The organism is Acinetobacter sp. P8-3-8 (genome assembly GCF_000214135.1).
In the GTDB taxonomy this organism is placed as follows: Bacteria; Pseudomonadota; Gammaproteobacteria; order Pseudomonadales; family Moraxellaceae; genus Acinetobacter.
This window is the reverse complement of record NZ_AFIE01000014.1, coordinates 1-14,420: the sequence shown is the minus strand read 5'-3', so window position 1 is coordinate 14,420 and position 14,420 is coordinate 1. Positions and strand designations below refer to the sequence as shown.

Below are 14,420 nucleotides of genomic sequence, written 5' to 3'. Positions count from 1 at the left end.
GTCAGTCGCATTGTTCGAGGCCAGGCTACATCTGTAATATACTGTTTTTGCGATCTATTTGGTACTTGATAGTATTTGTCGAGTTGGCGACTGACAAATGGTTTTGCCTACTTTTCCCGAAAGAAAAGTAGGTCGAACCGAAGGTTAATCCTTGCATTTGACTTTTAAACGGTAAGACTCCGCTGTGTCTGATGTATCTTTTCAATAACTTACATCAAAGTTTATCCCGAACTGACGTTACATACTAAAAATTAGCTTGAACACCGTATTTTCAAACTTAGGCCTAACCCTTTCCATCCATTTCTGAAGTTTCCACCTCTAGATTATTGAGTAATTGACCACTATGTTGTGGTTTCACTAACGGTGCTGTTGGGCGAGGTTTTCGTTGCGTATATTGCATACCTACACCCGCATAGACATCATCAGCTGCGATTTCTGTTTCAAATCTTTGATTATCTAAAGATCGGATGTCATCACTCAATTGTTCAATTTCTTCTGGGCTTACGCCTAATTGCTGTAATGCAATCTGTCCAAAAAGCATCGCAGATTCAAATGTCTCTCGAACCATAAAATCAACATTATGCTTCGCTAAATACAATGAATGCTCACGATCATAGGAACGTACAATCAGTTTGGCTAAAGGAAATTCTACACTGACTAACTCTGCAATTTTATTGACGGTTTCTTTTTTATCAACACAAATCAATATCGCTTCTGCTGTTTCGGCTCCAGATGCATGTAAGATATCTAAGCGAGAACCATCACCATAATAAACATCAAAACCAAATTTCTCAGCGTTTTGAATCATATTGACATCAGTATCAATAATGGTAATGTCTACATTACGTGCCAACATTAATTGACTCGCAACTTGACCAAAACGACCGAAGCCAATAATCAAAACTTTTCCAGTTAACCCATCTGCAACTTTCACTTGATCCGATAATTTCTCATCTTCTGGTGTAGTAAAACGCTTAAAGACAATGCCTATGATTGGTGTAAGTACCATGGACAAGATAACGACTGCCGTCAAATTCGACTTAATTGTATTATCAATAATTTGAGCGGTGGTTGCGGCACTAAATAGAACAAATGCAAACTCGCCCCCTTGAGCCATCAATAACGCACGATCTAATGCTTCAAAATGATTACTTTTGGTTAGACGTGCAACGATATAAATCATCAATGCTTTGGTTAACATCAATGCAACCACACCACTTAAAATGAGTGGCCAGTTTTTAGCGACCACGGCCAAATCCAAAGACATTCCCACGCCTAAGAAAAATAAACCGAGCAATAGACTTCTAAAGGGTTCGATATCTGCTTCAATTTGATGGCGGAAAGTCGATTCTGAAAGAAGGACGCCTGCAAGGAAAGCGCCAAGTGCCATTGATAGACCGCTTAATTGCATCAGCAATGCAGCACCTAATACCACCAATAATGCTGCAGCTGTCATCACCTCTCTAGCTTTGGCTGCTGCTAAAATTTTAAATAAAGGATTTAATAACCAATGACCTGCAAAAATTAATGCTGCAATCGCAAGAAGTCCTATCCCAATCCCTTGCATCCCCACTGAGGCACTTTCGACAGCTTTGTTCGGTGCCATAAAAGCCACCAATGCCAGTAATGGGACAATTAAAAGATCTTCAAATAATAAGATTGCAACAATCTTTTGACCTCGGGGTTGATGCAACTCACCATTATCACTTAATAATTGCATGACAATTGCAGTAGATGTCAGTACAAAACCCGCAGCACCAATAAATGCGATTTGCCAACTAAAGCCAAATAGCATCCCCATGCCTGTGAGTGCAATGACTGAGAGTAGAATTTGCAAGCTACCTAAGCCAAAAATCTCTTTTCGCAAACTCCACAAATGCGAAGGTTGCATCTCTAAACCGATAATGAAGAGATACATCACGATCCCCAATTCAGCAATGTGCAGAATTGACGTAGGATCGTTAAAAAAAGCAAAACCAAATGGGCCAATGATTAACCCTGCGATTAAATACCCTAAAATGGACCCTAAACCAATACGTTTGAAAATGGGTACAGCAATCACAGCTGCACTCAATAACACGACTGGCCCAATTAAACTTATTGAATCTGCTTCCGTACTCATCTTATTCCCATCTTAGCGCCTGATAATCACAATGAATTCGACGATTATCTTGAGTTTATTCAATATATTTCATTCAAAAGTTATGTTGCTTTTGTTTCAATGATTATTTTTCACTTATGACCAAACCCTTAAAATTCACTTCTGACTTACTCAGTATAAGTCACTTTTATTGCGATGATTTGAGAAGTTAGACTCATTAGTCAAAGATTTGAATACTTTGAACTATATACAGCTTTGATATTCGACATCAAGAATTTGTTGTATAAATCATGACAAACCAATATCCATTTAACAAACTAAAAAGCTGACATTGATGATATAGAACTGCACAGTAAAAAGTATTATCCTCTGAACAATCACATAGCTAAAAACTCAGACAAAATAGTGCTATCAATCAGTTAATCTTTCACATTAAAAATGTATAAAATATGCTTATTGCCAATACGGCCAATCTGCCGACGGTTTGAATAAATAATTCTGACTTAAAAAGTCAGGGGAATGGTATTGTTCATTTTTCTCATGAAGCCCCATCAAACTCATCAACGAATTATCTAAATCAGCAGTATTAATTGCCTTATTTACATCGACACCCTTATTTTTCATACCATCATACCAAATCACCAAAGGTACTTGATAACCCGCTTTGGTGTTGGGACTATGTCCTGCAAAATCAATTTCATGACCGACTTCATTACCATGATCAGAAACAAAAATAAAAGAACGAAATTCAGCAATATCATTGTTTTGAAAGGTTTTAAAGAACCGATCAATTAACCAGTCTTGGTAAACAATACTATTGTCATAATAATTTCTTTGTTGCTGTACCCAAAAACCAATATCATTTTGTTCTAATTTTTGTTCCACAATATCATTGGTTTCAGTCGTAAATTTAGAAAAACTCTCAGGATAACGTAACTGATAATTTGGATGTGCACCAATGAAATGAACAATAATCAATTTTTTAGGAAAGGGATCTTTTAAAATTTTTTGATAAACAGGCAGTAAATTTCCATCTAATGAAGCACTACTACGCCCTGAACGATGATTAACATAAACCTGCTCGTCCACAAATGAACCAAACAATGATGAAATATAACTATCATTTTGGTTGCTGATCCAATACACCTTAAACCCTGCGGCTTTGGCATAGGCCAGCATACTTTCCGATGCATATTGCTCTTGTGTACTTTTTTCTGCTTCTGTCAGTGTCATTTTCAATGAGCTAATTGTAGATGCTGCTGGAGAATACGCATTACAAAAAATTTGAAAGGACGAAGCATATTTTTCCAGTGCAGGTGTCGTATGACGCTCATAACCACAAACACTCAAATTTTGACTGGTCACACTGTCTGTAATCATCAAAGTATGTGTTTGAGTTGCATAAGCTTGCTGACTAGAAAGTAGATTATTGTCTGCGTTTTTTTGCCATATTTCCTGAACGTGTTTATGACTTTTAATTTGATCTTTAAATGCTTGAATTTTTGAAAAATAATCAGTCCAATAAAATAGAGGATGCTGCGCCAAAGAAGGTTCAATGACATAGCTCGCCAAAGCCAAAACGGCTAAAAAGATACTGCTATATCGCGTTGCTTTAGACTTAAATGTCTTCTTTGACCATAATTTAGGTAATAGATTAAAAATTCCAAAAAAATAAGCAAGGCTCAGTAAAATAGTCACCATAAAACCAAGTGCTAATGACCATGCATGGAACTGCAAAAACTCCATCGATTCCTGTAAAGTCGTATTCGCTATGGCTTGAATAATAAAATGTGCATCATTATCACTTTTAAACAAGAACCAACTGGAAGACCGTAACAAAGCATCCGTCCAAAATATACACCACCATAAAATCGCAGCAAACTTCCACGCAATATGAGATTTATGGATTGCCAAATACAACAACCACGTCCCTGGTAAAGATAAAAGCCCTAGACGAATGCCATCCGAAAGATTACCTGCAATCGCAAGTACACTTCCTGTAAATATTGCCGGAATGAATAAAAAGGCTAAAACGATAATATTTCGATGATTCATGAAAGATGACGAGCGTGTTTAGGCAGTTGTAATATAAAAATAGTGGACATGTAAAATCAGTCATTAAGCCAAATTACGGCTCACTATACTGCCTTTCATGCTGAAAATGTCAACACTGATCTAAAATAAACACCTTGCGAGGGTGATGTTTCACATTCGTAAATTTAGAAAGCTTTATTCACACTACTTCTTATCGACACAATACAATGTATTTCATTTAATTCAATAACTTAATTAAAAATCTAAAATTGAAAAATAATTGCAAGATATAAATAATTGAATTGATTTAACGAAGAATTGAAAATGTAATTTTCTAAAGCGATAACACTACTGCTTTAATCACGATGATAATTGAAAGTTTAGAAAGAATATTAGGAATGTGTAGCACTAAAAAAACGTAGTGCAATAAAAGGTTAGCTTTTGATTGCTGTACTAGTCATTACTGCATTGGATGAGTTAGAAATATTTAAGTGACTATTCATTATTTAACTCCTATATTGATTGAATTTCGGGCATAGAAAATCCATATCCGAAGATGTGGCTATGATTTCGTGCATTCAATTATTGGGGTATTTAATACTTTACTACTGAGCAATCATGTATTGATGAACTCGTTCAATATGGCGTTATTTGATTTCAAAGTGACGTCATTTGATGATGTTGTCGTTTAAAATTTACACTATATTTTACCTATCCAATCAATATTAGTGAAAACTAACATTGAAGTCGTTGAGTAATAACATAGGAAAATTCAATATGACTGATGATCAAAATACAGCCAAAAAACGCAAAGCGCTTATCTTGCTTTCCTCCGCAACACAACTTCCTCTACGCCTACCAGTCGAAATCGGTTCTATCTCAACTGGTTTTTTCTTGGTCGAACTCGCACAAATATTAAAAGAATTTGAAAAAGATTATGAGTTCACATTTTGTACTCCTGATGGGCATACTCCTCAACTTGATATTAATGGGATGTCTTTGCCTTTTATGGCAACGTCCAAATTGACTAAAGCGACGATTTCTCAGATGCTTTCTCATAAATCTTTTGCAGAATATCATCCTGAACTAGTTGAACGTCGCAGAGAAGAATTAGAACTTGCGTATCGCCATTTAGGTTCACTTTCTGTGTCTGAAATACTTCCTCATACTGATCCCGAAGCAGCATCAATGAGAAATGATTTGGTAACGGCTTTTAGTCAACTTCCGACAAAACAGTATTTATCAGCACAGTCTCTTGTAGAAAAGCATCGTGATCCTAATGATGATTTTTCCATAGCAGATTTTGATTTTATTCACTTCCCTGGTGGTCATGCGCCAATGGTAGATTTTCGAGATTCTCCTTGGTTGGGTGAAATCATCAATCTTGCGTATGAAAATAACGTGATTCTCTCCATGATTTGTCATGCACCTATTGCAATGACATCAGCTCGTTTTCGTATTGATCAATCTGGTCAACCCAAGGATTACCCAAATCACCCATTCGTTGGCGCAACCATTACCATGGTGCCTAAACACGGTGAATTAATTGCGCTTACTGTCAGTTATCCTAAAATTCCTGATCACAAAACTCGATTAACTTACTATGTGGATGTCGCATTAAAAGAAGTTGGCTATAACGTAGAAACCACATTAGATGCAGGCGCGATCAAAGTTATTTGGGATCCAGCACTTAAATTGATGACATCAAATGGCCCTCAATCTATTGATGAACAAGCAAAACAATTGAGAGCTATTGTTGGATAAAACTGTTGGAGTGATCAATGCAACAACGATATTCACTTGACGTAGCATGGAAGGTCCTTTTAAAGGATCTTCAACTTGATGTGATTCAACTCTTACGTCATGCACGATTACCACTAGACTTATTTAATCGTAGCCAACCGACCGTAACTGCTGAAGAGTATTTTCGGTTTTGGGAAAGCTTTGTTCTACTTTTAAATGTGGAAGATTTCCCACTCAAGCTTGGGCAAGCAATTAAAGTTGAAATTTTTAATCCGTTAATGTTTGCATGTCTATGTAGTCAGAATCTGAATGTGGCCTTGTTACGTTTTTCTCGCTATAAACTTTTATTAGGTCCTTTACGGCTTAAAATTGACATAGATGAAACCTATACGTTAGCAACTTTTACAGGTTCAGAAACAAGCATTTCACCGCCTACATCGTTACTCATTACTGAAGTTATTTTTTTAATGCACTTAACCCGTTTAGCGACGAGAAAGCATATTGTGCCAGCTTCAGTTACTTTGCCCGAAACAATATCTTTCCATGAAGAAGCTGAAGCATTTTTTGGTATTCCAGTCGATATTGGTGATTGTGCTGCTATCTCTTTTCATGCCAAAGATGCTGAAACAGAATTTCTAACAGCCAATGAGAGCTTTTGGGATGTATTGGAACCCAGCCTTAAATTGCGACTCGCAGAACTTGTAAAAGATTCTTCATATACCTCTCATGTTAGAGCGAGTATTGCTCAGAATTTGGCAAGTGGACAATGTACGATTGCAAATATAGCCCATCAGTTGGCTGTGAGCCCTAGAACATTACAACGCAAACTCTCTGTTGAAGGGACTAATTTTCAAGCTGAACTGAATCATTTAAGACTTGAACTTGCTCGGCACTATCTGATGGAAATGCAACAGTCGATTATTGAAACTGCTTTTTTACTGGGCTATGACGAACCCAATTCATTTTCACGTGCATTTCAAAGTTGGACGGGTAAGACGCCTGATCAATTTCGTAAAAATAGAGAATCATGAAACTTTGCTTGATCTACTTTTCAGCAAACATAAAAAAAGCCACATCGAGTTGATGTGGCTATAAAAGGTTTATGCTCTGGAGGTGATACAACATAAACTTTGCTTGATTGACAAGATTCAATTTAATCTCAAAAACTTAAAGCTAGCTTAAACCAATAAACATAGTTCTTGTTCCAAGCCATGTTGTTTTAAACCTGCTCCTGCACCAAACTATTCCAAAATCAAGTCTGTGATCTTGACTCATGGCACGATGCTCGTGATAGGTTTCAACTTGAGATAAGGTATTCATCCCTTTCTCAAAGCAACATGCTCAGCCAAATGAACCGATTCCATTTTTGTGATAGTATTGCGCGCTATTGGAAATAGCCTGAATAAAAATGAAGCATCATGTTCCGTTTTATTCGTGTCTGCTCCCACAGATCATTCCACATATTCTTTTGCACCTCGCTTCTGTTTCAAGACATAGCATAGCTATCATGTATTTGCAGACAAAAGCTGATAAACACTGATGAAGAGCCTGATTTTTTAATGAATACTGACAAAACCATTGAAGCCCCTCAATCTCCACGAATCAGTGTTGCACCGATGATGGATTGGACATCATGATAAATTTTACCCTTTAAAAACAATTATTTATAGTATTTTTGAATTTTAGTGGCGTAAATTTGGTGTAAAATATCCAGTCATTATTATTTATTCTGATAATTTAACAGGCAGTCAAAGCTAAAAAAGTTAATAAAATATGCTTGAGATTAAAACACAGCATCCTCAAAGTCTACGAATACTTAAAAAGCAATGCTTATCTCAATTACGTGCCAAGGTGATAATCATAATTTATTGTATAGCATTCACTTGATGCAGCATAATTTGAACAGAAAATAAGGCTTCCCACAAACTAGCAGAAAGCCCTTAGCTCAATTATTTTGCAGGTTGTCCCCATTGGTTTGATTCTTGCTTTGTTTCTGAAACCAACCAAATAAATAGAGGAATAAGTCCAATAATTGTCAATGAAATAAGCATCCACCATCCAGAACGATTCACGTCATGCAGTCGGCGTGCAAGAACAGATAAGTTCGGTAGTAAAAAGACTAAATACATCAAAGCCATAATACCATTCAACCCATCATCACTTAAGTCAAGTATGGCAGCAATTATCCCTAGACCGAATCCGACAATAATCTGGAATAGGTAGAAATACCAATACTCTTTACGTCTTGCACGCCCAGAAAAATCGACATACTTCCGCATACATTTCATTGACCAGTCGAGAAGGTTATAATTTGCTTCATCTTTTAATTCTACAGCTGTGCCTGTTGATGCAGAAATTTGTTTTTTTGCTAGAGCTTGAGCTGGATACTCAAGATAAATACCAACAGCCTGACCAGACTCACTGACTTCAAAATCGACTTGCTGTCCGCGGCTTGGGGAAACATTTTCTTTCCACTCAGCACCTGTAAACTTATATCGATTATTATCTTGACCAGTAATAATCCCTTCATTTGTTTGAATACTAAAATCTAATAATGTACCTTTCATTCTGGTGCTACCCCTTAATTTAATATTTTAATTTTCATTAAAATTTCGATTTTACAAAAAAGTGTTATATTTCATTTAATCAAATTGCTATTTTAGTATTATTTCCTCACTAAAGACAATGAATTATAAGGATAAAAAATATTTTATCCTTATAATTCATTTAAAAAATATGTATGGAGTTTTGGATCATTTACAAGTCTAATATTGATTGAATTTGACTTATCCACTCGTCCAAGCATTCGACAACTGCTCAGCCTGCTTCATCACTAACTCAATCGCTTCAGCTGCTTTATCAGGTGGATACTTCCAACGCTGCAAAGTACGACGTACTAATATTTTCAGCTGAGCACGCACACTATCCCGAACCTGCCAATCGACCGTCGTTGATTTCCGTAGCTTCTCTGTAATCTCTCGTGCGATCTGTTTCAGCGTATCGTCTCCAAGCTCTCTGACAGCACTTTCATTATTCGCCAAGGCATCGTAGAAAGCGATTTCATCTGGATTTAACCCAAGTGATGCTTCACGCTGCATCTCTGCCTGAAATTCTTTTGCCATTTGAATGAGTTCTTCAATGACCTGAGAAGTTTCAATCGCTCGGTTATTGTATTTCCTCAAGGTTTCCTGCAAACGGTCAGAGAAGCGTTTTTCCTGTACCACATTGTTTCGCGTCTTTGCTTTAATGCCGTCATTCAACAACTTTTCTAGAAGTTCAACTGCCAAATTACGATATGGCATCTGCCGTACATCTTCTAAGAACTCATCTGAAAGCAAGCCAATGTTTGGTTTATCTAAACCACACATTGCAAAAACATCTGTTACCCCATCTGCAATGACAGCATTATCCAGAATCTGTTTTAGTGTACTGTCCTTTTCAGCTTGCGACAGTTTACGATCTACAGAGGTATGCTTGCTAATGACCGCTTTAATGGCTGAGTAAAAGGCAATTTCTTTGTGCAGGTTCTTCGCTTCATCCAAGGTGCTGCATAAAGAGAAGGCTTTATTGGTTGCCAGGACTAAATCAAGAAAACGCTTTTTACCATCCTTTAAGCTCAGCACATAGTTAGCTGCGGAGATAATCAGTCGGTGTGCCTGAGTTTCATAAGCACTTAAATCCATGCCTACCTGCTCATTGGTTTTGGCAAACATTCCTCGTATGGCATCCATCTTTTCAGCAAGAACTGCATAGGCTTCTTCTGCACGTAAAGTCGGCTCACCTTTACCTTTGGCATCGGTATAGGTTTTTAATGCTTGCTTCAATTCATTAGCAATGCCGATATAGTCAACAACTAGTCCACCCTGCTTATCTTTAAAAACACGGTTCACACGTGCAATGGCCTGCATGAGGTTATGGCCTTTCATTGGCTTATCGATATACATGGTGTGTGTACACGGTGCATCAAAACCTGTAAGCCACATATCGCGTACAATCACCAGTTGCAGGGGATCGTTTACATCCTTGAATCGTTTTTCCAGACGCTTTTTAACTTGCTTGTTGTAAATATGTGGCTGTAACAATGGTTTATCTGAAGCTGAACCTGTCATCACAATTTTGATTTTACCCTTTTCAGGATCAGGGTCATGCCAATCTGGGCGCAAAGCAACAATCTCATTGTAGAGATGAACACAAATCTCTCGGCTCATCGTGACAATCATACCTTTACCTGCCGTGGCTTCGGTTCGGGCTTCAAAGTGTGTGACTAAATCCGCAGCAATCTGTTTTAGTCGTGGTGTGGCACCCACCAGTTTTTCTAGTCGGCTCCACTCACTCTTGGTCTTTTCTCGGTTACCAACATCTTCTTCATCTTCTACAACTTCATCGACTTGATCAGATAAATCTTCAATTTCAGTCTGATTGATGTCCAGCTTTGCCAAGCGTGATTCGTAGTAGATTGGGACGGTTGCACCATCATCGACGGCATCCTGAATGTCATAGATGGAAACATAATCACCAAAGACAGCTCGGGTGTCTTTATCCTCACTCGAAATCGGGGTTCCAGTAAAGCCAATAAAAGCAGCATTCTTTAAGGCATCGCGCATATGCTTGGCATAGCCGAACTTGTATGTGCCATCATTGCTCAGTTTTGCTTTCAGACCATATTGGCTACGATGTGCTTCATCTGACATCACAACAATATTATGGCGTCCATTCAATAATGGATGCTCACTCTCACCTTCTAGTAATGCGAATTTTTGTACTGTGGTAAAGATGATGCCACCAGACTCACGCTCAGCTAAAAACTTTCTCAGCTCATCACGGTTATTTGCTTGTACTGGCGTTTGTTTTAATAAACCTTGAGCATTGCTAAAGGTTTCAAAAAGCTGTCCATCCAAGTCATTACGGTCAGTTACGATTAACAAGGTTGGGTTGTGCATGGCTGGCTGCTGTAAAATTTTGCCTGCATAGCAGCACATGGAAATACTTTTACCCGAGCCTTGTGTATGCCACACAACGCCTGCTTTTTTGTCCCCAGTTGGATGGGCTGCTGTAATGGTCGCTTGAACCGCTTCCCTAACCGCATGGAACTGATGATAGCCTGCAATTTTCTTAATGGTCTTTTCACCATCAGTTTCAAATAGCACAAAGAATCGGATGTAATCTAGAAACAGCTCTCTATCAAAAAAACCTCGAACAACCGTTTCCAGCTCCCACTCTAAGGCAGGTTTGTCATCTTCATTCTTAATCGTGCGCCACGGTAAAAAGCGTTCTTGGTTCGCCGTCAGTGAACCGACACGAGCTGTTATGCCATCACTGACTACCAAAGCTTCATTAAAGACAAATAAATCAGAGATTTCTTCTTTATAGGTTTGGAGCTGGTTAAAAGCATCCCAGATATCCGCATTTTCATCGGTTGGGCTTTTTAGCTCCAACACGGCAAAGGGAATACCGTTGATAAAGCAGATGATGTCAGGGCGTCGCGGCTGCTTCCGACCTATAATGGTAAATTGATTGACCGCAACAAAACGGTTTTGATGCACATGGTTAAAGTCTACCAAGAAAGCATGGTCATTTATCCAATCATCCTGTTTCTTATACGTGACAGGTACACCTTCCAATAGCATACGGTGAAAGGTACGGTTATTAGTCACCAAGTCTAGACTTTCGGGTTGATTCAGCTTTTGTAAAACTTGTTCAAAACAGTTTATTGGAAGATGTGGATTTAATCGTTCAAATGCAGCATGTAAATCTGACTCAATTAAGACTTGTTTATAGTCTTTGCGTAGGGGATTACTGCTGTCAGGCGCAATATCAATACCATGAACGACCCCCCAGCCATTTTCAGAGAACCAATCAAGGCATAAGTTTTCGAGTTGTGTTTCGTTCATGGATTTCATCTCATTTTTTATTTATAACTTACTTCTGCTTGACGCTTTAAAATTTTCAGCTTTTCCATCAATCAACTCTAAACGGTAACGACGCCGATCCAAAACCTCTAAAAAACCTAACTCAGACCCTCCATTTATAAAGAATTTTCCATCCTGAATAGTTAAACCAACTCCAGTATTTTCACATAATGATTTCAAGCTATCTTTATTGATATTCTTTGTTTCAACTTGTGATTTAATAGATGCAATATACCGAGCCGCACGAGGTCTTTGCTCGGCATAAGCTTGAATGCTAGTAAAATCGACATAATTGATATCAGCTGCAATGGAAGTAATATTTGCAGGCACAGCTTGTAAAATAGCTTCTTGTAACCTACCAGCAAATTCAAAAGCACTTGGTCGAATTATATGTATATTAGAATTATCAATTAAAAGATCAAAGTCAGCATCTAGTTTAAATACTTTTTCTTCAACAATTTTTAATGTGTCATCACATACGCTAATAAGTTTATTTTTCAATACTCCTTTGAACTGAGTAGCTCTGCGTAAGGCAGTTAGCTTTTTCCCAGATTGATCAGAAAACCTAGCGAAATAGCAGAAAATTTCTGTTGGATTTTTTAAAACCTTGCTATTTATCGGTAGGTTTAAAGCCTCATGCAAGTCCTTCATGGTTTGTGCCATTTGGTCAGAAATCGGTAAATATAAATATTCAATACCTGCATGCTTTTCTGACGGTTGATATAAATCAGGACTAGGACTGCTTTTATTCATGATTTCAACAGTTGCCTTAGCCATCTCAACTAATGCTTTCTGAACACTCACATCTACAGGAACAGCCTCAAAAAACTGTTGATTTTGATCTTCTAACTCTCTCCCCACCCCAAATTCAATATTCTTAATATTGTCAAAGTCAAAATCTAGAACCACATTAAATCTCCAAATAAACTGTATTACTTAATCTATACGCTTCTATTTCATCACCATTTAACACTATGGCTCTTTTTGTAATGAGTACCTGAGGTATTTTACCACTGATAGAGTTATCATCCTCCGGCGGACAAATTGTAAAAATGCGATAGCCTTTCATTGCAAATAAAATATTCATGTAATGTAAATTTAAGTGCAAAAACAAGAAAATCACAAAGATCAAAGCAACTAATGTAGTCCCTATATCTCTTAAGCTCTCTATACCAACAGAATAAAAAGGCAATAAGGTAGCAAACAAATAAACTAAAATGTGATCCTTATGATCATCTGCAGTTCCAACCTTTATTATGCGTTTATCATTTTGTTTCTTGGCAACATTAATTCTTCGCCATAAAAATAAATTAGGAACAATGACAAATAAAGCACAAAAGGGAATTAAGTATAAATCAGATACCTCTTGATTCCCCCTTAAAGCCCACAAAATAAATAATGGTGAAAAACTACTTAACACCATCATTACACGTATAAAACCTAGTGACTCATTCTGCTGAATATTCATACTCTGTCTCACTAACTAGATCTGATATATCAAGATCACCAGATAATAATTTTGGTATTAAAGCATCTCTAGTTTCTTTTAATATTTTTGTTTCTTTTAAATTTTTTACTTGTTGAGTCAGCATAGATTTTATTACTTTATCGAAGCTCACTACGAGTTTTTTAGTTGGTAGAATTACTGGCATGGATGCTAATAATTTTGTAGTCAAACTTCCTCTACTACTATGGGAGTCCGATAGAGAACGCATTTCATCATAACGAGGCTCTAAGCAATAATATAACCAATAAGGTGAAACCTTATCATTTGCTCTCAAAGCAACAATTGATTGATTAATATAGCATTCAATCGCATTAAAAGATGTTTGCCCGCGAGTATGCCCTTGTCCCGCACTCGCAATTAGAATATCTCCAAAAAATGCTAACTTTGTTGAAGATTTTTTAACTGCCGTTTCAGTTATAGATTTTTCAGTGGATACAATAATTTTATTTCTGGTTTCCCCAGATGATAGCCACGGTATTTCACCATTCCAATATGTCTCTTCTTTAGTTGAAGGAGTGCCTCCACTAAATATGGAAGCTGTTACAGTAGCTATTTTTGTAATATTCCACCCCTTCGGCACTTCCCCTAATTCACTTTCCACCAATTCATCAGGAAACAGTGCAGCAGTCGCCTGTAATTCAATAAAATCATCATCAGATATTTGCTGAATCTCAACTTCACTTTTACCGCTAATGGCACACATGGCAGCAAGTTCAGTGTCTTTGCCTTCCTGCTTAGCTGCAATTTTGGCACGGACAGGATCAAAGTCGATAAACCAACTTTTAAATATAGCTTGGGCGATGGATTCTAGAGTTTGGTTGATTTGGCTGTTAAGATAAATTTTTTCATCGAAAGTTCTTAAAACTTGAGAAATCTTTTCGCTAGTTAAATAATCTATTTGAGGAAATGGAAGTGCTTCAATAGTTGCACTATTTATATTAGCTTGATTCGCACTACCACTAGAATTAGCAACTAAGTAATTTTGGGATTCCTTAGTACCCAAAAAATAAAAAATAAAATCTTTATGAACAGTTTTATTTTTTTTAGAACAACCCTTCCAACTCGTTGGTTTATCCAAGCTCTTTTTCCTTTATCCCAAAACCGAGCAACCCTACCCACAAGTGAT

At 37.3% G+C, this 14,420-nt stretch carries 9 protein-coding genes; 2 read left to right on the top strand and 7 right to left on the bottom strand.

All coding sequences use genetic code 11. The annotated features are described in order from the left end of the window. Positions 1-283: 283 nt before the first annotated feature. Complete coding sequence (locus GGG_RS0108135) at positions 284-2,122, bottom strand: monovalent cation:proton antiporter-2 (CPA2) family protein (RefSeq protein ID WP_010113749.1); 1,839 nt, start codon at positions 2,120-2,122, stop codon at positions 284-286. Between the two features lie 432 nt (positions 2,123-2,554). After that, a complete protein-coding gene (locus GGG_RS0108130) occupies positions 2,555-4,156 on the bottom strand; it encodes a phosphoethanolamine transferase (RefSeq protein ID WP_010113748.1) in 1,602 nt (533 codons plus the stop codon). A gap of 756 nt (positions 4,157-4,912) precedes the next feature. On the opposite strand from GGG_RS0108130, the gene GGG_RS0108125 reads away from it, so the two are divergent. Both GGG_RS0108125 and GGG_RS0108120 read left to right on the top strand, forming a co-directional pair. Beyond that, positions 4,913-5,899: a hypothetical protein gene (locus tag GGG_RS0108125; RefSeq protein ID WP_010113746.1), complete on the top strand. Its 987-nt coding sequence runs from the start codon at positions 4,913-4,915 to the stop codon at positions 5,897-5,899. 17 nt (positions 5,900-5,916) lie between these two features. Then, the gene (locus GGG_RS0108120) at positions 5,917-6,909 is read left to right on the top strand and encodes an AraC family transcriptional regulator (RefSeq protein WP_010113744.1); all 993 of its coding nucleotides are present in this window, start codon (positions 5,917-5,919) and stop codon (positions 6,907-6,909) included. A gap of 918 nt (positions 6,910-7,827) precedes the next feature. Here GGG_RS0108120 and GGG_RS0108115 read toward each other — a convergent pair. From GGG_RS0108115 to GGG_RS0108095, 5 genes are all read right to left on the bottom strand, one after another. After that, complete coding sequence (locus tag GGG_RS0108115; protein ID WP_004281638.1) at positions 7,828-8,445, bottom strand: DUF805 domain-containing protein; 618 nt, start codon at positions 8,443-8,445, stop codon at positions 7,828-7,830. 219 nt (positions 8,446-8,664) lie between these two features. Further along, entirely contained in the window at positions 8,665-11,769 is a 3,105-nt protein-coding gene (locus tag GGG_RS0108110) for a type I restriction endonuclease subunit R (protein WP_010113739.1), read from the bottom strand. A 21-nt stretch (positions 11,770-11,790) separates the two neighbouring features. Beyond that, positions 11,791-12,696, bottom strand: a complete 906-nt coding sequence (locus GGG_RS0108105; protein ID WP_010113738.1) for a Kiwa anti-phage protein KwaB-like domain-containing protein — start codon at positions 12,694-12,696, stop codon at positions 11,791-11,793. Position 12,697: 1 nt separating this feature from the next. After that, complete coding sequence (locus tag GGG_RS0108100) at positions 12,698-13,255, bottom strand: hypothetical protein (RefSeq protein WP_010113735.1); 558 nt, start codon at positions 13,253-13,255, stop codon at positions 12,698-12,700. Further along, the gene (locus tag GGG_RS0108095; RefSeq protein ID WP_010113734.1) at positions 13,236-14,372 is read right to left on the bottom strand and encodes a restriction endonuclease subunit S; all 1,137 of its coding nucleotides are present in this window, start codon (positions 14,370-14,372) and stop codon (positions 13,236-13,238) included. The genes GGG_RS0108100 and GGG_RS0108095 overlap by 20 nt, the downstream gene beginning before the upstream one ends. Between the last annotated feature and the right edge of the window lie 48 nt (positions 14,373-14,420).